Annotated in this window: 20 protein-coding genes and 3 tRNA genes; 11 read left to right on the top strand and 12 right to left on the bottom strand. The window is 62.9% G+C overall.

Features of this window, described 5'->3' with window-relative positions; translation table 11 throughout:
- Positions 1-44: 44 nt before the first annotated feature.
- Entirely contained in the window at positions 45-680 is a 636-nt protein-coding gene (gene orn, locus J2Y68_RS00145; protein WP_211712194.1) for an oligoribonuclease, read from the bottom strand.
- A 147-nt stretch (positions 681-827) separates the two neighbouring features.
- On the opposite strand from orn, the gene mptB reads away from it, so the two are divergent.
- Positions 828-2384, top strand: coding sequence for a polyprenol phosphomannose-dependent alpha 1,6 mannosyltransferase MptB (mptB, locus tag J2Y68_RS00150; protein WP_397334641.1), 1557 nt, complete (start codon positions 828-830; stop codon positions 2382-2384).
- A 15-nt stretch (positions 2385-2399) separates the two neighbouring features.
- Here mptB and J2Y68_RS00155 read toward each other — a convergent pair whose 3' ends face one another.
- From J2Y68_RS00155 to J2Y68_RS00165, 3 genes are all read right to left on the bottom strand, one after another.
- Positions 2400-3086, bottom strand: coding sequence for a DNA alkylation repair protein (locus J2Y68_RS00155; RefSeq protein ID WP_309988261.1), 687 nt, complete (start codon positions 3084-3086; stop codon positions 2400-2402).
- Complete coding sequence (locus tag J2Y68_RS00160; RefSeq protein WP_309988264.1) at positions 3083-3703, bottom strand: GNAT family N-acetyltransferase; 621 nt, start codon at positions 3701-3703, stop codon at positions 3083-3085. The genes J2Y68_RS00155 and J2Y68_RS00160 overlap by 4 nt, the downstream gene beginning before the upstream one ends.
- 63 nt (positions 3704-3766) lie before the next feature.
- A complete protein-coding gene (locus J2Y68_RS00165; RefSeq protein WP_309988265.1) occupies positions 3767-4318 on the bottom strand; it encodes a single-stranded DNA-binding protein in 552 nt (183 codons plus the stop codon).
- Positions 4319-4535: 217 nt separating this feature from the next.
- Between J2Y68_RS00165 and J2Y68_RS00170 the strand changes: the two genes are divergently transcribed.
- Positions 4536-4611: transfer RNA gene (locus tag J2Y68_RS00170), tRNA-Arg, on the top strand.
- Positions 4612-4656: 45 nt separating this feature from the next.
- Here the strand turns inward: J2Y68_RS00170 and J2Y68_RS00175 are convergent.
- Positions 4657-5088 carry an SRPBCC family protein gene (locus tag J2Y68_RS00175; protein WP_309988267.1) on the bottom strand — a complete coding sequence of 144 codons (432 nt, stop codon included), beginning with the start codon at positions 5086-5088 and terminating at the stop codon, positions 4657-4659.
- A gap of 88 nt (positions 5089-5176) precedes the next feature.
- Positions 5177-5488, bottom strand: a complete 312-nt coding sequence (locus tag J2Y68_RS00180; protein WP_309988269.1) for a hypothetical protein — start codon at positions 5486-5488, stop codon at positions 5177-5179.
- Between J2Y68_RS00180 and J2Y68_RS21995 the strand changes: the two genes are divergently transcribed.
- The gene (locus J2Y68_RS21995; RefSeq protein WP_397334630.1) at positions 5403-5672 is read left to right on the top strand and encodes a DUF6993 domain-containing protein; all 270 of its coding nucleotides are present in this window, start codon (positions 5403-5405) and stop codon (positions 5670-5672) included. The two genes, J2Y68_RS00180 and J2Y68_RS21995, sit on opposite strands and share 86 nt — an antisense overlap.
- A gap of 55 nt (positions 5673-5727) precedes the next feature.
- On the top strand, positions 5728-7410 hold the full coding sequence (gene ettA / locus J2Y68_RS00190; RefSeq protein WP_091323924.1) for an energy-dependent translational throttle protein EttA: 1683 nt from the start codon (positions 5728-5730) through the stop codon (positions 7408-7410).
- A gap of 75 nt (positions 7411-7485) precedes the next feature.
- Here the strand turns inward: ettA and J2Y68_RS00195 are convergent, their stop codons facing one another.
- The gene (locus J2Y68_RS00195; protein ID WP_309988275.1) at positions 7486-8391 is read right to left on the bottom strand and encodes an acyl-CoA thioesterase; all 906 of its coding nucleotides are present in this window, start codon (positions 8389-8391) and stop codon (positions 7486-7488) included.
- 63 nt (positions 8392-8454) lie between these two features.
- On the opposite strand from J2Y68_RS00195, the gene J2Y68_RS00200 reads away from it, so the two are divergent.
- A complete protein-coding gene (locus J2Y68_RS00200; protein WP_309988278.1) occupies positions 8455-9126 on the top strand; it encodes a hypothetical protein in 672 nt (223 codons plus the stop codon).
- 3 nt (positions 9127-9129) lie between these two features.
- Here the strand turns inward: J2Y68_RS00200 and J2Y68_RS00205 are convergent, their stop codons facing one another.
- On the bottom strand, positions 9130-9612 hold the full coding sequence (locus J2Y68_RS00205) for a globin (RefSeq protein WP_309988281.1): 483 nt from the start codon (positions 9610-9612) through the stop codon (positions 9130-9132).
- On the bottom strand, positions 9605-10303 hold the full coding sequence (locus J2Y68_RS00210; RefSeq protein ID WP_309988283.1) for a mechanosensitive ion channel family protein: 699 nt from the start codon (positions 10301-10303) through the stop codon (positions 9605-9607). Before J2Y68_RS00210 ends, J2Y68_RS00205 begins: the two co-directional genes overlap by 8 nt.
- An 87-nt stretch (positions 10304-10390) precedes the next feature.
- On the opposite strand from J2Y68_RS00210, the gene J2Y68_RS00215 reads away from it, so the two are divergent.
- Positions 10391-11389 carry an NAD-dependent epimerase/dehydratase family protein gene (locus J2Y68_RS00215; RefSeq protein ID WP_309988286.1) on the top strand — a complete coding sequence of 333 codons (999 nt, stop codon included), beginning with the start codon at positions 10391-10393 and terminating at the stop codon, positions 11387-11389.
- Here J2Y68_RS00215 and J2Y68_RS00220 read toward each other — a convergent pair.
- Positions 11386-11865 (bottom strand): OsmC family protein, encoded by a 480-nt coding sequence (locus J2Y68_RS00220; RefSeq protein ID WP_211712206.1) that lies wholly within the window; start codon positions 11863-11865, stop codon positions 11386-11388. The genes J2Y68_RS00215 and J2Y68_RS00220 overlap by 4 nt on opposite strands.
- 58 nt (positions 11866-11923) lie before the next feature.
- Entirely contained in the window at positions 11924-14485 is a 2562-nt protein-coding gene (pepN, locus tag J2Y68_RS00225) for an aminopeptidase N (RefSeq protein WP_309988288.1), read from the bottom strand.
- Between the two features lie 132 nt (positions 14486-14617).
- Here pepN and J2Y68_RS00230 point away from each other — a divergent pair, with 132 nt between their 5' ends.
- The 3 genes from J2Y68_RS00230 (at position 14618) to J2Y68_RS00240 (ending at position 17089) form a co-directional block, all read left to right on the top strand.
- Entirely contained in the window at positions 14618-15622 is a 1005-nt protein-coding gene (locus tag J2Y68_RS00230) for a hypothetical protein (protein ID WP_309988291.1), read from the top strand.
- A 97-nt stretch (positions 15623-15719) separates the two neighbouring features.
- The gene (locus J2Y68_RS00235) at positions 15720-16202 is read left to right on the top strand and encodes a ribose-5-phosphate isomerase (protein WP_309988292.1); all 483 of its coding nucleotides are present in this window, start codon (positions 15720-15722) and stop codon (positions 16200-16202) included.
- Complete coding sequence (locus J2Y68_RS00240; protein ID WP_309988295.1) at positions 16202-17089, top strand: Fpg/Nei family DNA glycosylase; 888 nt, start codon at positions 16202-16204, stop codon at positions 17087-17089. The genes J2Y68_RS00235 and J2Y68_RS00240 overlap by 1 nt, the downstream gene beginning before the upstream one ends.
- An 85-nt stretch (positions 17090-17174) precedes the next feature.
- On the opposite strand, the gene J2Y68_RS00245 is transcribed toward J2Y68_RS00240, so the two are convergent.
- Positions 17175-17248: transfer RNA gene (locus J2Y68_RS00245), tRNA-Gly, on the bottom strand.
- Between the two features lie 128 nt (positions 17249-17376).
- Here J2Y68_RS00245 and J2Y68_RS00250 point away from each other — a divergent pair.
- Together J2Y68_RS00250 and tig are read left to right on the top strand one after the other, a co-directional pair.
- Positions 17377-17451, top strand: a tRNA-Pro gene (locus J2Y68_RS00250).
- A 69-nt stretch (positions 17452-17520) separates the two neighbouring features.
- Positions 17521-18903, top strand: a complete 1383-nt coding sequence (gene tig / locus J2Y68_RS00255; protein ID WP_309988297.1) for a trigger factor — start codon at positions 17521-17523, stop codon at positions 18901-18903.
- Positions 18904-19068: the final 165 nt, after the last annotated feature.

Consider the following 19068-nt stretch of genomic DNA (forward strand, 5'->3'; position numbering starts at 1 on the left):
ACTTTTGCCGTTTTTGGCGAAAAAACCTCCAAAAATGTTGCAGATCACACCGTTTCGCTGGTTCCCAACGTTTCGGCGGATGCCATCACATCTTTGGAAATTCGCTGCGCGGTAGCAGTGTCGGGTCCGGGCGCGGCGACGAAAACGGCCTCGCGGTAGTACCGCAGTTCGTCGATGGAGTCCTTAATGTCACCCAAGGCGCGGTGGCCGCCGTGCTTTGCCGGCGATTGGAAATATGCGCGGGGGAACCAGCGCCTGGACAGTTCCTTGATGGTGCTGACATCGATCACCCGGTAGTGCAGGTGCTCCACGATGTTCGGCATGTCACGGGCAAGGAACATCCGATCGGTTCCCACGGAGTTACCACCCAGCGGCGCCTTCCGGGGATCCGGAACCCACTTCTCTATGTATTCCAGGACCTGGGCTTCGGCTTCTGCCATGGTTTTCCCGTGCGGGAGCTCGTCCAGGAGTTTGGAGCGGGTGTGCATGTCCCGTACGAAGTCGTTCATTTGTTCGAGTGCGGCATCGTCGGGCTTGATAACCACGTCCACGCCGTCCCCGAGGATATTCAGCTCCGAATCGGTCACCAACGCAGCAACCTCGATCAAGGCGTCGTTCTTCAAGTCCAAGCCGGTCATTTCGCAGTCGATCCAGACGATGCGTTCATTAGTAATAGGCACGCGCCAAGCCTATCCCTCAGTCGCATCCAAGTGCTCCGATGGTACGATTTTTGGGCGCGACAGTGTCGTTTCCTCCTGTCGTGGAATGCCCCCGATGACTCAGAATGTGACCCGAACACTGCGGGCGAACGATTGGACGACGACCACATGACGGTGCCCGTACCGGCCGCCCAGATGGCAGGGAAAGCAAGCACGTCAAAGGCTGCTGTGGCCAGCGAAGTGGACAACGCCCGTTCGCCATTGATCGCTGGGTTCATCGGCTCGATGTTCATGGTGTTCGGATCCCTGGGGGTGGGTTGGCTTGCGCCGGCCTCCGAGCTGAGGCGGCTGCCCCTCTTTATCTGGATGCGCACCGAAGGTGTGGGAGTCGCGTTGTCCATCGTCCTGCTGGCCATTGGCGGAATGCTCTTGGTCCGGGCCTGGCTCCGCCTCGGGCAGAGGGTCAGGGTTTGGGGGCCGGAGGCCCGGAAGGCTACGTTGCAGGCCGTGCTGGCGTGGGGCTTGCCCATGATGTTCACGGTTCCCCTCTTCAGCAGGGACGTCTACGCATATATCGGCCAGGGCCGGTTGATGGTTGAAGGCATCAACCCTTACGAAAACGGAATCTCGGCCCTGCCCAACTATTTCCAACTGGGTGCGGACAAACAGTGGACCGAGGCACCGGTACCCTATGGGCAACTGTTCCTGTGGATTGAACAGTTTGTAGTGTGGGCGACCAACGTCCACCCGGAAGCAAGCGTCATGCTTTTCCGGCTTGTCGCTGCCATGGGCGTGGTTTTGTGCATCATCTACGTCCCGAAGCTGGCCGAACTCCACGGTGTAAACCCGCACAGGGCACTCTGGCTCACGGCAGCCAACCCTCTGTTCCTGACCAACTTCATTGCCAGCGTTCACAATGACGCGCTGATGATCGGCCTTGCCCTCGCGGGCCTCTACTACTGCGCAACCCGCCGTGTCATCCTCGGCATCGTGTTGGTTACCCTTTCCATCTCCGTCAAACCCATCACCGTGGTCTTCCTTCCATTCATCGGGCTTCTGTGGGCCGGCAAGGGTGCTTCATGGCCCCGCAGGTTTGTTTTCTGGTTCTTCACGGCCGCTTTGAGCTTGGGGCTCCTCTATGCGTTGAGCCTGATTAACGGGTTCGGATTTGGCTGGATCAACGGGTTGTCGGCACCTGGAAGTGTTGCGATCTGGTACGCGCCCGTAGGCCTGATCGGCCTGGCTGTCGCCTCGATCTCGAACGTTCTGGGACTGGATGGCGCGGTGTTCGCGAAGGGGGTCTATGACGCAGGTAAGGTCCTGATGGTTGCAGCTGTGGCCTGGTTGATCTTCCGCGGCGACTACGACCGCCTGATGCGGCGCCTGACGCTGGCATTCGCTGCCATTGTCCTGCTGGCACCGATGATTCAGTCTTGGTACGTCGTGTGGCTGATTCCGTTGTTTGCCGTGACCGGCATCCGGAACGACTGGCAGGTCAAGGCGTTGTACTTCGTGGTCTCGTTCTTCATGGTTTACGCCATCTCGGACCAATTGGACGTATTCCCGTACCTCCAAAGCGAAGACCTGGGCCTGGCCCTGCTGCTGGCCCGCATAGCTGCGGCCGTCATCGCAATCTTCTTTGCGGTCTACCTGATATTCATGGACCCCAAAACCAAGGGCCTGTTCCGCAACAAGGACCAAGCAGGCCTGCGTCCCATCATCTGAGCTTCTGGGACGGGGTCACCGAGACGGCAGGAGCCGCAGGGCCTCCCGGGCGGACAGCGGGCTCAGGTCCGACGCGTACTCTTCTGTGAAAGCGCGCACCCATTCCGGATCCGTCTTGCTGTACTCGCGCAGGGCCCAGCCAATCGCTTTGCGGATAAAGAACTCCTCGTCGGCCACATTTGCCCCGATAACAGCGGCCAGCAGGCCTGTATCGGTCGCTGCCTTCGCGGCAAGCTGTGAGGTAATCGCGGCCCTTCTGATCCACATGTCCTGATCCCCGGACCAGCGGAGCAATAGCGGCTTCATGGTGGCAGGGTGGGCCATCAGGAGGGCACAGATTCGGTGAGCCACCCCGTCCACCAGGTCCCACCAGGCACCCGTACGGATGATTTCCTCGTAGACCGGCAGCATGTCGAGATCGCCCTTGGCCATCTTCAGCCCTGTCAGGTCGATGGCGGCATAGCGCTCCTCCCGTGCTTCCGCGTGACGCCACAGATCATGCACCGCAACGCGCAGTTCGTCCGGTGACGACGGAGGGAACTCCCGCACAGCTGCCTTGACGATTTTCCGTACTTCAGGCACACGCACACCCCAGGAAGGCATGTCGGATTTCATATAAGCCTGGGCTCCCCGCGCCCGCTCGGGGTCCCCAGCGGAACGAATGCTTGAACGGATCGACTGGACCAGGTCACGTGTGGTCATTGCTTAACTCCACCACCTGTCATCGTTCCTGCAAGGCATCGCATGACTGCGCGTCCTGGTGAGGGCCTCGACACGATGCTGAATCCGGCCGCCCCGAAAAGTGAGACGGTTCCGTGAAAAAGCTCCGCTGCGGTGGCTTTGGTCCTGACCGCGGTGTCCACTGGATACGCCTCGATGACGTCGGCGCCGTTGCCAAAGGCATGCTCTTTCGCCGCTGCCAGGAGCGCGCTCGAAACTCCGGAACGCCGATGGCCTGGTGCCACGACAAAGCAACTGACGGCCCATAGATTGGCTTCGTCACCGAATCCCACTTTGGATCCTCTAAGTACGTGGGATTTCTTGAGCCGTGGGTAGTTGGCTCGCGGTTCCACAGCGCACCAGCCAATCGGGCGATTGCCATCAAACGCGAGCACGCCTGGCGCGGGACCAGTACTGAACGCAGCTTTCAGCTGTTCTTTGCGGTTATCCGGTGTGCTGGTCTTCCAGTCCGCGCCGGTGAGGGCGAACCACCGGCACCAGCACCGGGAGGGTTCCCCCTTGGTTCCGAACAATTGCTCGACGGCTGCCCAGGAGGCGGGAGCGGTCGCGCCTCCCGGGGCTGCATCGTGCTGTGGCATGGACCCAGAATAGGCGTTACTTGCAGGGCTGGTCCCGCAAGTACGCGAATAAGTGCAACAGGATCACACTCCGGCACCCGCCAATTCACCGGTTTCAATGTTGACTAATAGCGTTTCGCTGTCGTCGGAGGCCCCCTCTGGGACTTCCTCGGTATCGTCTTCTGGCGGTACTTGATCATGATCGGCGTCCCAATCGCTGTTTCGTTCCTGCATGCCGGATGCCTCAACAGAAGGAAGCGTTTCGGCAGGGGCTGTGCTGCCGTTCATCCGGGTGAAGTTGGCGGAGCCCCACATGAGATCGTGTCCCACTGATTCGGCGTCGATTTCCGCCACGTGGTAGACGCGCCCTTCGTGTTCCCACTGCCGCAAACGGAGGCGTCCAACGACGAGGACCCGTTGCCCCTTCTTGACGCTGCACCCCACATGACCGGCAAGGTAGCGGAACGATTGAACCGTGTACCAGTTGGTGTTGCCATCAACCCACGTGTTGGTGGCCCGATCGTAGCGCCGCTCCGTGGATCCCAAGCGGAATGAAGCGGTGGAGGTTCCCCGCGCTGTGGTGGAACTTTTGACCTCCGAGGCTACAAAGCCGCGGACGGTGATGATGTCGTTCATGGTGGTCCTTCTTGGTGTAGGGAAGTGCCTGTCCGGCTCTTTCAGCCTTGTCCACGGCGGACCAAACGAGGAGGGCACACCAAGGCTATGTGCATAACTTGCTGCTGCCATGCCTGTGGAGGGAAGGAGTGCCGCGCAGGGTTGTCAGGTTGCCGGCCGAACGCACTGTAAACTCTTTGTGGCGCCAGCGGCCTGTGTCGGTAACGGCGCCAGGTGCGCCCCAGTAGCTCAGGGGATAGAGCAGCGGCCTTCTAATCCGCCGGTCGGGGGTTCGATTCCCTCCTGGGGCACCAATGACATCCCCCTGGACACGGTCCAAGGGGGATGTCAGCAAAGGTCTAGGACTCGAGGAATTCCTTGAGGTTGCGAAGCACCAGCTGCCACGTTTCGGTGGATTGCGTCGTCTCTTGGTCAGTCGAGTTATTGCCTTGCCTGATGGTCACGCGGGTCCCACCGGGCTCCTCTGCGAGGCTGTATTCGACCGTGTGATAGTTCTCCGCAGTGTCGGGCAGGCCTGAGGCCGGGCTGTAATGGGTGGTCTTCAGCAGGGCTGGAGGCTCGAAGGTGAGGATCGTTCCCTTGTCCTCATATGACTTCCCGTTGTATTCGCCGGAGTAGGTAATGGGATCGCCGACTCGCCACGTGGTAGCGACGTGTGTGCCGAGGAAGTACTGCTTGATGAGGGCAGGGTCGGTCAGCGCCTCCCACACCTTCTGTCGATTCGCCGAGATGCTGGTTGTGGCCACTGCATCCGAGGACTTTCCTGTCATGGTTAGCCTTCATCTCCGGTTACCGCGAGCCAAAGCTCCTTGTAGGAAAAGCTACGCCCGTCGGGTCCCCCTGTGAATGGCACAATAGCTACGTGATCAGCAGTGGAACATTACCGGAGCGTGGCGTGGCGGCCATGGCCGCGGCCAGAAGAATTCGCGTGGCTGGCTTGTCAGTGCTCGCCGCGACGGCGTTGGCGATGACTGCCTGCACGGGCCCCGCTTTGCCCGCCAGCAGCCCTTCAAGCGTCCCGTCCTCTTTGGCTCCCGTGGCGACAGCCAGCGTGGACCCAGCGGTGGAAGCCACCAGGCTCGCGGTGGAGAGCACCTTGAAGAAGCTGGTCACAGCCAATGCCAAGCCGGACAGGGAAGCCATAAGGGCGGCCTTGGTTTCCGCAGGCATCCCTAAGGCGAATGTGGAAGTATCTGTCAGCCGCACGCCCACTGGCTTGGATGTCGATGCCATGGAGGCGGCCGCCCTGACCGGGGAAAACTGTGTCATGGGCCAGATCCGTGACGGCGGTGTCATGGTGACGGTGCTGCCGGTCCTCGCCACCGGAAAATGCTTCGTGGGGGACACCCGCTAGCTGCGCGAGGCGCCCGAATGTGAGTTATGTACGCCTAGCCACTAGATTTAAGGGTATGGCGGAATTCATTTACACGATGACCAAGGCTCGCAAGGCCGTTGGCGACAAACTTATTCTGGACGATGTCAGCATGTCGTTCTACCCCGGCGCGAAGATCGGCGTCGTGGGCCCGAACGGTGCTGGCAAGTCCACCATCCTCAAGATCATGGCTGGACTGGACACGCCGTCGAACGGCGAAGCCCGCCTGAGCCCCGGCTACACCGTGGGAATCCTCTTGCAGGAGCCGCCGCTGAACGAGGAGAAGACTGTCCTGGGCAACGTCCAGGAAGGCGTTGGCGAGATCTACGGCAAGATCCAGCGGTTCAACGAAATTTCCGAGGAAATGGCAAACCCGGATGCCGACTACGACACGCTCCTGGACGAGATGGGCAAGCTCCAGGAAGCCATTGACGCCGCCGACGCCTGGGACATCGACTCCCAGCTCGAGCAGGCCATGGACGCCTTGCGCTGCCCGCCGGCTGATTCTGACGTCACGGTCCTCTCCGGTGGTGAACGCCGCCGTGTTGCACTGTGCAAGCTCCTCCTGCAGAAGCCAGACCTCCTGCTCCTGGACGAGCCCACTAACCACTTGGACGCGGAAAGCGTGCTGTGGCTTGAACAGCACCTGTCCCAGTACCCCGGCGCCGTACTTGCCGTCACCCACGACCGCTACTTCCTTGACCACGTGGCTGAGTGGATCGCTGAAGTTGACCGCGGCCACCTGTACCCCTACGAGGGCAATTACTCCACCTACCTGGAGAAGAAGAAGGCTCGCCTCGAAGTCCAGGGCAAGAAGGACGCCAAGCTTTCCAAGCGCCTGACCGAGGAACTTGAGTGGGTCCGCTCCAACGCCAAGGGCCGCCAGACCAAGTCCAAGGCCCGTCTGGCCCGTTACGAGGAAATGGCCGCGGAGGCCGAGCGCACCCGCAAGCTGGACTTCGAAGAGATCCAGATTCCGCCGGGTCCGCGCCTTGGTTCATTGGTCATCGAGGCCAAGAATCTGAAGAAGGGCTTCGACGATCGCGTCCTGATCGAAGATCTGTCTTTCTCGCTGCCCCGCAACGGCATTGTTGGCGTCATCGGACCGAACGGCGTAGGCAAGTCCACGCTGTTCAAAACGATCGTCGGCATGGAGCCCTTGGATGACGGTGAGCTCAAGATCGGCGAGTCCGTGAAGATCTCCTACGTGGACCAGTCCCGTGGTGGCATTGATCCGAACAAGTCCCTCTGGGAGGTTGTTTCTGAAGGTCACGACTTCATCCAGGTGGGACAGGTCGAAATGCCGTCCCGGGCCTACGTTTCCGCTTTTGGTTTCAAGGGGCCGGACCAGCAGAAGAAGGCCGGTGTCCTCTCCGGTGGTGAGCGCAACCGCCTGAACCTGGCTCTGACGCTCAAGCAGGGCGGCAACTTGCTGCTCCTGGATGAGCCCACTAACGACCTCGACGTCGAAACCCTGAGCAGCCTGGAAAACGCGCTTCTCGAATTCCCGGGCTGCGCCGTGGTGGTCTCGCACGACCGTTGGTTCCTCGACCGGGTGGCCACGCACATCCTCGCCTACGAAGGTGATGACGAGAACCCGTCCAAGTGGTACTGGTTTGAAGGCAACTTCGACTCCTACGAGGAGAACAAGGTGGAGCGCCTCGGCCCGGATGCCGCGAAGCCGCACCGCGTCACCCACCGCCGCCTGACCCGCGACTAATACCCGCGCCTGGCAGCCATGAAGCAAAGAACGGCCGGTCCCACAGGGACCGGCCGTTCCGCGTTCATGCGCTGGCTAGGGGATCCTGACCATGCCCTCCTGCGCCACGGTGGCAATATGTTGGCCGGCGCGGTTGAAGATGCGGCCGGTGGACAGTCCCCGGGCACCCTGGGCGCTGGGGGACTCCTGCACGTACAGCATCCACTCGTCCACCTTGACGGGTCGATGCCACCACATGGCGTGGTCCAAGCTGGCTACGCTCATGCCCGGCGTCATCCAGGAGAGACCGTGTTTGCGGAGAATGGGCTCCAGCAGTGTGTAGTCGCTGGCATAGGCCAGGGCCGCGATATGCAGATTGGGGTCGTCAGGGAGCGGACCCATAGTCTTCATCCACACAGCATTGGTGGCCACATGCTCGCTTGGCGGGGAAACGTAAAGTGCGGGGTCGATGTGGCGGACGTCGAAGGGCCGCTCGGAGGACATGTGCCGGGCCAGCGGGTGGTCGAAGTGCGACAACAGTTCGGCCGTGCTTGGCAGGGTTTCCGGATCCGGGATGCCTTCGGGCATGGTTGCCTGATGGTCCAGGCCGTTGTCCTCCACCTGGAACGAGGCGATCATCGACAGGATCGGAACGCCGTCCTGGTAGGCATGCACACGCCGGGCGGAGAAGGAACGGCCGTCGCGCAGCCGCTCGACGCCGAACGTGATGGGCTTGTTCGCGTCGCCGGGGCGGAGGAAATAGCCGTGCATGGAGTGCGCCACCCGGTCTGGTTCCACGGTCCGCATTCCGGCCATCATTGACTGGGCAAGGACCTGGCCGCCAAAAACACGGTGGCGGGGCTGCTTTTGGGACGGCCCGAGGAAGATGTCCTCGTTGGTCCGGGCACCGTCGAAATCACCAAGGTCCAGCAGGCCGATCAGCACTTCCATGGGGTCTTCTGTGGGTGCCTGCACGTCAAGGCCAGCGTTCGTCTCAGTCATGGTTCGACTTTAGACGCCGCCCCGACCCCTCTCAACCGCGGACATGCCGGTAGAGTCGATCATGTGACAGACGTCTTGACCCAGTCCTTCCGCTTCGCCGATCCCCGCGACCTCGCCGATTTGCGGACCTTCGTCACCCGGGCAAAAAGCATCGACGACGGCGCCATCCGCCTCCAGGCGGCAGGCAACGTCCTCGCTGCCTATGTATGCGTCCTGCGGCCCCGCATCCTTGGCGAGTCCACGCCCACAATTCTCGGCTTGCGGACCATGGCCCTCGCTGAGCCGGCCCAGGCTGACGTCACGGTGACGCTTGCGTCCGTCATGGACCGGTTGGCCCGCTCCCTTGCCGGAGACGCTGACCTGCCCATCCCGCCGTCGACGGTTAAAGAGTCCTGGGCGGGCGTCGGGGCACCGCGCGCCGGTTGGGAACCACAGGGTTCAGTGTCCGACGCCGACCTCAGGTCCGCGGCCGAAGCAGGCATTGCGGAGGTGGCCGGCGTCATTCCGACCGCAGCGGGTGCCGCCGTCGTCAATACCGCCAGGGCTGCCGTTTGGGGACGTGGAATGCCTGGCGTGGAGGACCTACCGTCGGGCGCGGCTTTCGCCGCTTTCGCATTGGGTTTCCTGGCCGACGGTGAGCAGCAGGTGTACCGAAACGGCCGCTGGTTCCGGTTGAGCGGGCCCCGCGGCCATGTACTGGTCCGTACGGGCGCGGGGCTCGGGCTCGGCTTCTGAGGTTCAGGCGTCGGGTCCGGCTGATGGGCTGTTGACCATGGTCAGCGCGGCGCGTTCCATGTAGTCCCACAACGTGCCCTCATGCAGCGGGGAGAGATCCAACGCGTCCACGGCGGTCCGCATGTGGAACAACCACCGGTCCTTCGCCTCGGGGGTGACCCGGAACGGCATGTGCCGCATCCGAAGCCGGGGGTGTCCACGTTCCTCGCCGTAGGTGGTGGGCCCGCCCCAGTACTGTTCCAGGAACATGAGGAAGCGCCGCTTCGCAGGCCCAAGGTCCTCTTCGGGGTACATGGGACGCAGCAACGGATCCGTGGCCACGCCGTCGTAAAAGACGTCAATGAGCTTGACGAACGTTTCATGTCCACCGACGGTAGCGTAGAAGCTGTCCGTGTAGGCGGGCTGGCTGAAGGGATCGTTCTGCATCAGTTGGCGGCGGGGGCCCGCCTCCGGCGCTGGTGGCTGCCCACCGGAAATGCTATTCATTGGACTTTTCCTCGGCCTTGGTGGCGCGTGGTGCGCCAGCAGTCACGGGCGCAGCGGCAGCGCCGGGGTTATCGCTGGTGGTGGGTGCTTCCAGCGGTACGTAGTCACCCTGCGAGCGGTTGCCCACCCGCAGGATTTCACCGTTGCGCAGGTACCAGATGGCTCCGTCTTCGGCGCGAACCCGGGTAATTCGCAGTCCCACGGATTCAACGGTACCAACCACTTCGCTGGTAACGATCACGTCGCCAATACCGTATTGGTCCTCGATGGTGATGAAGATGCCCGCGAGGAAATCCCGGATCAGTTGCTGGGCGCCGAAACCGATGGCGACGCCCAGGATGCCAACGCTGGTCAGGAGAGGCGCCACGTCGACGTTCATGTATTTCAGGACGTAGATGATGACAATCACCACAACAATGACGCTCACCAGGCTTGTCAGCAGGGTGCCGATGGTTTCGGCGCGTTGGGAACGCCGTTCGTGGTCCAGTGCGCGTATGGCGGGTTGCACCCATTTGAAGTGCGCCTTCTTGAAGAAGGAGCTACCGGCAGACACCCGGCGCGTTATGCGCCCGATGATGAACCGCGCAACGATCCAGACTGCCAGCCCTACACCGATGGTGACGAGGATTGATACGAGGTCTATTTTCTCTGGTTCCAACGTGATGGTTTCCGCTAGGGGGATGGAGGTCAAGGTGGAATAGCTCCTTGTCGTCGGCCCGTGTTCGCCGGGCGCGGAACACTCTGTCCACTGATAACCCTAGCGCCGTAGCGTGACGGTATGCGCATCCTGGTCCTTGGCGGTACCGCCTTCCTGTCCGCGGAAATCGCCCGGCAGGCCGTGGCCTCAGGGCACCAGGTCACCTGCTTTGCCCGGGGTACTTCGACGGAACCGCCCGACGGCGTTACCTGGGTCAGGGGCGACCGCACCGTGGGTGCCGCGGCCTACGAAGGCCTTGGCCGCAACTGGGACGCGGTGGTGGAGGTGGCACGGGATCCCATGAGGGCACGAGAGGCATTGGAACAGCTGGCCCCAGGCGCCGCGCATTGGACCTTCGTCTCGAGTTGCTCCGTATATGCGGACCATTCAGTTCCGGGCGCCGATGAAACCGCTGCGCTTTTGGAGCCCTTGCCTGAGGGGCAGGCGGGGACGCCGGAGACCTATGGCGAATCCAAAGTGGCCATCGAGCAGCTCACTGTGTCCGCGGCGGGGGACAAAGCCCACATTGTCCGTGCCGGGCTGATCGGCGGCCCGGGCGACGAAACGGACCGCTACGGCTACTGGCCTGGCCGTTGTGCTGCCGGCGGGGACACGGTACTGGTTCCGGACATCCCGGACGACGCAACCCAGATCATCGACGTCCGGGATCTGGCGGCATGGATCCTCCGGGGCGCGGAGACGCGGCTCACCGGCACTTTCAACGCCGTGGGGGATGTAGTCCGGTTCGAGGACTACTTCGCAGAGTGCACGCGTGCCGCCGGAAACCTGGACTTGGACGTTGCGCGCGCCACCGGAGCCTGGCTGGCGGAACAAGGGGTGGAGTGCTGGGCGGGTCCTGATTCTTTGCCCCTCTGGCTCCCGCCGGACCATGACGGATTCCAGGCGCGCACCAACCTGTCAGCGCGGGACCACGGAATGCATCTTCGGCCCTGGCAGGAGACGCTCGCTGCCGCCCTTGAGGACGAACGGAGGCGGGGCTTGGACCGGGAACGCAAAGCCGGGCTCAGCCGGGAGGCTGAGCGCAGGCTCGTGGCACTTTGGCGGGACCAGGAGCGTTAGGCGGCGGCCGCCGTCGTGATGGGTTCGTGGTGTACCGGGAAGTTGACGCTTCGCGCGATGAAGCAAACCTGATTGGCTTCGTGGTGCAGCTGGGGCACCAAGGCGGAGTGGCCGGGGTCGGCGATGGTGACGTGCGGCTTCAGGGTCACAGCTTCGAACTGTCCGCTGCCGTCCCGGTTCATCTTCATGAGGCCCTCCGCGTTGTCCTCGTAGGCTGTGACCACCACGCCATGTTTGACGGCCACATGCAGGAAGGACAACATGTGGCACTGCGAGAGCGCGGCAAGCAAGAGCTGTTCGGGGTTGTACCTGGTCCTGTCACCGTGGAACGTGGGGTCGGCTGAACCCTTCAGTGTGGGCAGCCCGGCGATCTCGACATCATGCTCGCGGGAGTAGCCCCGGTAACTGGAGGTGCCCTCGCCCAGGTTGCCTGTCCAACGGACGGTCAGCTCGTAGTGGTGCTCGTTCAGGCTCATGCGGACAGTCTAGCTACGCAAGCGCGACCGTCCGCATAAGCCTGATGTGCGGTGTTGCCTAGACGTCCGCTGCCCTTGCGCGCAGTGCCCTGACAACGCCGTCGCGGTTTTCCAGCATCATGCGGCGCAACGCGGCGCTCTCTTCCGGAAGTCCGGCCAGGAATTCGTCCGTGCGGTCCACGGTGGCTTGCGTGGTGAGCTGTGCAGGGTAAAGGCCCACCACGATCTGCTGCGCCAGGGCGTGGGTGCGTTCCTTGACGATTCCGGGCACGGCCTCGAAGTACTTCTCTGCGAACGGCTCCAGCAAGGCAGTGTCGGGCACCCGCATGAAGCCGGCCACGGCGGACGCCTGGAGGGCGTTGGAAAGCTCGCCCTTGACCACTATTGAGTCCCAGGCCGCTTGCTTGGCCTCGGGGGTGGGGATGGCCGCCTTGGCCTGCGCCGCAGCGTTTTGGCCGTTTGAGGTGTTGTCACCGGCGAGTTCGGAGTCGATACGCTCCTGGCCCTGGCGGCCGCCGGCCACCAAAGCGGTCAGGAGTTCCCACCGCATGTCCTGGTCGACAGTCAGGCCCTCGAGTGTTTCCGTCCCGTCAAGGAGGGCCTGGAGGCGGTCCAGCTGCCGGTCGCTTCGCGCGAGCTGGGCGAAGGCCTTCGCGAACTGCAACTGTGCGTCCGAGCCCGCCTCAACGGAGGAGGCCAGATCCCACAGCTTGCCGGCTGCCGCAGTGGTGGCCGCCAACTTGTGGTCGGCGGCCACGTAATACGTCAGGGTGGTCGCGAGTTGGCGCAGCTGGACCAATATCACGGAGGAATCAGTCTCGTCGGCAATGTTGGCCAGGATCAGGTCCGCATAGCCGCGCGCCGGGGTTTCGCCGTCGCGCGCTGCGTCCCACGCCGAGCCCCACACCAAAGTCCGGGGGAGGCTGGCAGCGAAATCCTTCAGGTGTGCTTTGGCCGTCGCCAGGCTGTTCGGGTCCAGGCGGACCTTTGCGTAGGCGAGGTCGTCGTCATTGAGCAGGATCAAGTCAGGGCGCTTGGTGCCCACCAGGGCCGGAACTTCAGTGCGGGTGCCGTCGACGTCGAGTTCTTCCCGGTGGGTACGTTCCAGCTTCCCCTCGGCGGAGAGGGTGTAGAAACCGACTGCCAGGCGGTGCGGGCGGAGCGTGGGCTGTTCCTCGATCGCGGTCTGCCGGACAGCGAAGCCGGTGATGATGCCGGCAGCATCGACTGTGAGCTCAGGGGAGAGCGTGTTCACTCCGGCTGTTTCGAGCCAGAGCTTGCCCCACTGGTCAAGGTCGCGTCCTGAGGCGGCTTCGAGTTCCACCATGAGGTCTGCGAGCTCGGTGTTCTTCCAGGCGTGCTTGGCAAAGTAGGCGCGGACGCCGGCCATGAACTGCTCCGGACCCACCCAGGCCACCAACTGCCGGAGCACGGAGGCGCCCTTGGCGTACGTGATGCCGTCGAAGTTGACCTCGACGTCCTCAAGGTTGTTGATCTCGGCGAAGATCGGGTGCGTCGTTGGCAGCTGGTCTTGCTTGTACGCCCAGGACTTCTCCACGGAGGCGAACGTGGTCCAGGCCCTGTCGAATTCGGTGTTTTCCACGGCTGCCAGGTGGGACATGTATTCGGCGAAGGACTCGTTGAGCCAGAGGTCGTTCCACCAGCGCATGGTCACCAGGTCCCCGAACCACATGTGGGCCAGTTCGTGCAGCACCGTGATGGCACGCCGTTCAATCTGGGCACCCGTGACTTTGCCGCGGAAGACGTAGCCTTCCAGGATGGTCACGGCGCCTGCGTTTTCCATGGCTCCGGCGTTGAATTCGGGCACGAACAACTGGTCGTACTTCTCGAACGGGTAGGGGCATCCGAACTGTGCTTCGAAGAACTCGAAGCCCTGGCGCGTCAGTTCGAAGATGTTGTCCGCATCGAGGTACTGCATGAGGGACTTCCGCGCGAACACTCCAAGGGGAATAACCCGGCCGTCGGAGCTGGTGACCTCGGAGCGGACGGACTGGTACGGCCCCGCAACCAGGGCTGTCACGTAGGAGGACAGCCGCGGCGTCGGAGCGAACTCCCAGACAGACCGTGCGCTACCGTCCTCGGCAGCTGTGGTTTCGGTAGGAACGGGTGTGGGGGAGTTTGAGATGACATCCCAGTGCGATGGCGCCGTCACGGTGAAGGTAAAAGTGGCCTTCAGGTCCGGCTGCTCGAAGACGGCGAACATGCGGCGGGAGTCCGGGACTTCGAACTGGGTGTAGAGGTAGGCCTCGCCGTCAACGGGGTCGACGAAGCGGTGGAGGCCTTCGCCGGTGTTCATGTAAGGGGCGTCCGCTACCACGGTGAGCTCGTTCTCCGCCGCGAGTTCGGGGAGTTGGATACGGACTCCGTCGGCCACCTCCGCGGGGTCCAGCTCCGTGCCGTTGAGGGTCACGCTGTGGACGGCCTGTGTGATGGCGTCGATGAATGTCGAGGATCCCGGGCGTGCCGAGAACCTGACAACCGTGGTGGAACCGAAGACATCCGGGCCTTTGGTCAGATCCAAGGTGACGTCGTAGGACTCGACGTTGAGCAGTTCGGCGCGGGTGGCCGCTTCATCGCGGGTGAGGTTCAGGCCTGGCAAAGTGGTGCCTCCGGGAAAGTGGGATGGCCGACCGGTAGGCCCGGTCGCTGGTGTGAAGCCATTCTTTCACTCCCTGCCCGTAAGGCAAGGAGCTCTCACCATAGTGTCGTCCTGACGGAGTAGCGTTGGATCATGGGACGGTTCCGGGACACGCTCGACTTCCGCGCACTACGGTTCGCGGTGGCTTTTCCTTTGATGCTCGCGGTGGGGTTCGTTGTGTGCGCGCAAATGGTGCGAAACGACCTTCCCCAACCCGTCGCCGTTATGTGGAACGCCGACGGCGGAACCTCCTTTGCGCCTTTCGGCGCCTATGTAGCCGGCGGCGCAGCCCTCATCACCCTCCTTGGATGGGCAGCGTTCCTGCAGGCCGTCCCGTTGGCCCGGCCGGTGGTCATGCGGCGCGTCATGATGGGCCTCGGCCTCATGCTCAGCCTTTTCATCACGACGGTCCTGGCGGCTGGCCTGGTAGGGCAATCGGGGGTTGCGGATGCCCGGTTGTCCCACGTTGACCCGATCGTGCTGGCCATGGGAAGCGGTGCTGCCCTGGCCCTCGGCGTCGTGATGATGTTCGCCTTCAAGCCCGATCCCCGCTGGACTCCCGAGGACGACGCAGCGCTCCAATCGGAGCTCCGCCTCCTGGAGGACCCCGACCTCGCCAACGACACCCTCAGGATGTGGGTACACGCCCGCAGTTCGGTGTTCATCATGATCATCGTTTCGGCGTTGTTCCCCGCGGCGCTGATAGCCGTCGTGGTGCCGTGGCTGGGTGCCTTGGTCGCCTTGGCCGCCCTGGTCGGCGCAGGATTCCTGTTCGCCCGGGTACGTGCCGACAGGGGAGGGCTGCAGGTCTTCGCGGGCGGCATCGTGCGCGTCCTGGCCGTTCCCGCCGTCGACATCGCAGCCGCAGCACCTGCGGAAGTGAAAGCTGCGGATTACGGTGGGTGGGGCTGGCGACACCACGACGACGCCACGGCGATGCTTGTCAGCAGCGGACCCGCGGTTGTGGTCAGGAAACTCAATGGGCGGCGCGTGGCGCTCAGCGCTGGAACGCACGCCTCCGCGGACAAACTTGCCGGAGTCCTGAACAGGGCTGCCCATCGAGCGCAAGGCGACGGGCAGACCCAACAACCCGGCTAGCGGTACCCTAGGTAGCGCATCCCTCATCGCCGCGCCCGGCAAGTGCTGTGCCACTGCCCAGTGCCGTACCTGCGCGCCAGAAAGAAACGGACTTCCTGTGACTAAACCCCGCGTCCACATCGCAACGGACCACGCCGGCATGGAACTGAGTGCCCACCTGGTCAGCCACCTCACTGCCAAGGGCTATGACGTAGTGGATCACGGTCCGACGGAGTATGACGCGCTGGATGACTACCCGTCCTTCTGCATCAACGCGGGCCTCGCCGTGGTCGCCGACCAGGAAGCAGGGGTGCATGCCCTGGGAATCGTCCTGGGCGGCTCCGGCAACGGGGAGCAAATTGCTGCCAATAAGGTCAAGGGTGTCCGCGCCGCGCTGGCCTGGAACCTGTCGACGGCCAAGCTCGCCCGCGAACACAATGACGCCAACGTCGTTGCAGTCGGAGGTCGCCAGCACAGCGTTGAGGAAGCCACGGAGCTGATCGAGGCATTCCTCGCTGAGCCTTTCAGCAACGATGAACGGCATGTCCGCCGGATCGGCAAGATCGCGGCGTACGAAAACACCGGCGAAATCGTCGAATAGTGCCCGAAGGCCACTCGGTCCATCGCCTGGCCCGCCAATTCCAGGATGTTTTTGGCGGCCGGCGCTTGGACGTTACCAGCCCGCAAGGACGGTTCGCTGCCGGCGCTGCGCAGCTGACCGGGCACACCATGGTTGACGCCATGGCCCACGGAAAGCAGTTCTTCCTCAGGTTCGACCACGGACTAATCCTCCACGTCCATCTGGGCCTCTACGGGGCCTGGAGCTTCGGCGGCGACGAATCCTTTACTGGGGCGTCCAGCATCGGAGCTCCCCGTCGTATCGGCGAGCGGGAGACCGGTTCAGCTGAATCGGACGGTGCTTACGCTGGGCCACCGGCGCCAGTGGGGGCCGTGCGCGTCCGCCTCGTTTCGGACCACGGCTGGGCAGACCTGCGCGGGGCCACCACCTGTGCGGCAATCACAGCTGCGGAAGCCGATGCCGTGCTGGCCAGGCTGGGTCCGGACCCGTTGCATAACCGTCCGGGGGACAGAGACGAGTTCATACGACGCCTGCGCCGCCGCAAGACCGCCGTGGCGTTGTTGTTGATGGACCAGTCGGTGCTCGCCGGGGTGGGCAACATCTATCGGGCCGAGGTGCTCTTCCGGCAGGCGGTTGATCCGTGGACGCCGGGGAGCAGCATCGACGCCGAAACGGCTGGGCGGCTGTGGGACGACACCGTGGAGACAATGGCCGACGGCGTCCGCGACGGACGGATTGTTACGACGCCTCCGTCACTGTGGACCGGTGAAGGGGCAACTGCCCCCGACGCCGATGCGCACTTCGTCTATAAACGTCACGGATTGCCCTGCCGGGCATGCGGGACGCTGGTGGGGATCACGGAAATAGGTGCACGGAAGCTTTACTGGTGTCCGGGCTGCCAGGTTTAGGCGGCTCCGCGTAGGCGGCTCCGCACTCTGCGACTCTCAGCGGACGCAAAAAAAGCGCCCCGATCCGCAGATCGGGGCGCTTACCTGGAGGGGACGACGGGAATCGAACCCGCGTAATCAGTTTGGAAGACTGAGGCTTTACCATTAAGCTACGTCCCCAGGATGGATATCCTGTTTCAGGACATCTTCCCGGTGGCTGTTGAAGCCGGGTACAACTAAACCTAATTCCGGCGGCGGTGTCAAATGTGCATTCTTGGCTCGCTTGCCCGTAGACTGTCCTGTGCATTCGGGGTGTAGCTCAGCTTGGCTAGAGCGCCTGCTTTGGGAGCAGGAAGTCGCAGGTTCAAATCCTGTCACCCCGACTCTGTGTTTGTATCCGCTTCAGGGATGCGACAGAACCCCATACCCACAAAATCAGGAGTACTTAGACTGTGAAGAGCGCTGTCGAGAACCTCACCGCAACGCGGGTCAAGCTCAACGTTGAGGTTCCCTTTGAGGAACTGAAGCCGAGCATCGATGCCGCGTACAAGACCGTTGCTTCGCAGATCCAGGTTCCCGGATTCCGCAAGGGCAAAGTTCCTTCCAAGCTCATCGACCAGCGCGTCGGCCGTGGCTACGTACTGGAAACGGCCATCAATGATGGCCTGAACGGCTGGTACCAGGCTGCTGTCCAGGAAACCGGCGTTCGCCCCCTGAGCCGTCCCGAAGTTGAAATCACCGAGGTTCCGGACCCGTCCGCAACCGATGGCGAGCTCAAGTTCCAGGTCGAGATCGATGTCCGTCCCGAGATCGAACTGCCGGAATACTCCGGCATCAAGGTTGAGGTTGCTGCTGCGGAATCTTCCGAAGCTGACGTCGACAAGGCCCTCGACGAACTGCGCGGCCGTTTCGGCACGCTGAAGTCCGTTGAGCGTCCCGCCAAGAACGATGACTTCCTGACGATCGACATCAACGCCACGATCGACGGCGAAGAGATCGATTCTGCTGCCGGCCTGTCCTACCAGGTAGGCGCAGGCACCATGCTCGAAGGCCTGGACGAAGCCGTAACCGGCCTCTCTGCCGACGAAGAGGCAATCTTCGACACCACGCTGGTTGGCGGCGACCACGCCGGCGAAGCAGCGCAGGTCAAGGTCACGGTCAAGGCCGTCAAGGAGCGCGAGCTTCCTGAAGCCAACGACGACTTCGCGCAGCTGGCCTCCGAGTTCGACACCCTGGCTGAGCTCCGCGAGGACCTCGCCAAGCAGGCTGCCGACTCCAAGGTTGTTGAGCAGGGCGTTGAAGCCCGCGACAAGGTCCTGGACAAGCTCGTTGAGCTCGTTGAGGTGCCCGTGCCGGACTCTGTGGTCGAAGAGCAGATCGAAGCGCACTTCAACCCGGAGAACGCCCACGGCGAAGGTGACCACGACACCGAGGAGCACCGCGCCGAGGTCAAGGCCAACACCGAGCGTGCCTTCCAGAACGAGATCATTCTTGACGCCATCGCGGACAAGGAAGAGGTCGATGTCAGCCAGAACGAGCTCATCGACTACATCGTGACCACGGCCAGCCAGTACGGCATGGACCCGAACCAGTTCGCCCAGATCATTGATCAGAGCGGCCAGGTTCCCATGATGGTTTCCGAGGTCCGCCGCCGCAAGGCGCTGGCAGTCGTCCTGGGCCAGGCAGAGGTTGTCGACTCCGAGGGCAACAAGGTTGACCTCACCGACTTCGTCCGTCCCGCCGGTGAAGCCGCAGCCGAAGAAGCTGAAGCTGTTGAAGCAGCCGACGAAGCGGAAACTCCCGCAAGCGACGACCCCGCAGCAGTGAAGTTCTAGTTCACGCTTTCAACCGACCCCGGATCTCCTGATCCGGGGTCGGTTTGCTTTAAGGCTGGACATCGGTGCTGAACGCGGACGTGCGCCGTCAGCGAACAGTGCGATTCCGGCGAACAAATCGCCCCTGAAAACGGTTAGTGTCCAAGTAGTGAAGTTCAGTGAGGT

Origin of the sequence: Paenarthrobacter nitroguajacolicus (genome assembly GCF_031455195.1) — a bacterium.
Taxonomy (GTDB): Bacteria; Actinomycetota; Actinomycetes; order Actinomycetales; family Micrococcaceae; genus Arthrobacter; species Arthrobacter nitroguajacolicus_D.

Bases quoted from the DNA above. Each gene is read 5' to 3' on its own strand.
- mptB (WP_397334641.1), top strand. From the start codon at position 828: ATGACGGTGCCCGTACCGGCCGCCCAGATGGCAGGGAAAGCAAGCACG.
- J2Y68_RS00155 (WP_309988261.1), bottom strand. From the start codon at position 3,086: ATGACCACACGTGACCTGGTCCAGTCGATCCGTTCAAGCATTCGTTCC.
- J2Y68_RS00160 (WP_309988264.1), bottom strand. From the start codon at position 3,703: ATGCCACAGCACGATGCAGCCCCGGGAGGCGCGACCGCTCCCGCCTCC.
- J2Y68_RS00165 (WP_309988265.1), bottom strand. From the start codon at position 4,318: ATGAACGACATCATCACCGTCCGCGGCTTTGTAGCCTCGGAGGTCAAA.
- J2Y68_RS00175 (WP_309988267.1), bottom strand. From the start codon at position 5,088: ATGACAGGAAAGTCCTCGGATGCAGTGGCCACAACCAGCATCTCGGCG.
- J2Y68_RS00180 (WP_309988269.1), bottom strand. From the start codon at position 5,488: ATGCCTGCGGAAACCAAGGCCGCCCTTATGGCTTCCCTGTCCGGCTTG.
- ettA (WP_091323924.1), top strand. From the start codon at position 5,728: ATGGCGGAATTCATTTACACGATGACCAAGGCTCGCAAGGCCGTTGGC.
- J2Y68_RS00195 (WP_309988275.1), bottom strand. From the start codon at position 8,391: ATGACTGAGACGAACGCTGGCCTTGACGTGCAGGCACCCACAGAAGAC.
- J2Y68_RS00205 (WP_309988281.1), bottom strand. From the start codon at position 9,612: ATGAATAGCATTTCCGGTGGGCAGCCACCAGCGCCGGAGGCGGGCCCC.
- J2Y68_RS00215 (WP_309988286.1), top strand. From the start codon at position 10,391: ATGCGCATCCTGGTCCTTGGCGGTACCGCCTTCCTGTCCGCGGAAATC.
- J2Y68_RS00220 (WP_211712206.1), bottom strand. From the start codon at position 11,865: ATGAGCCTGAACGAGCACCACTACGAGCTGACCGTCCGTTGGACAGGC.
- J2Y68_RS00230 (WP_309988291.1), top strand. From the start codon at position 14,618: ATGGGACGGTTCCGGGACACGCTCGACTTCCGCGCACTACGGTTCGCG.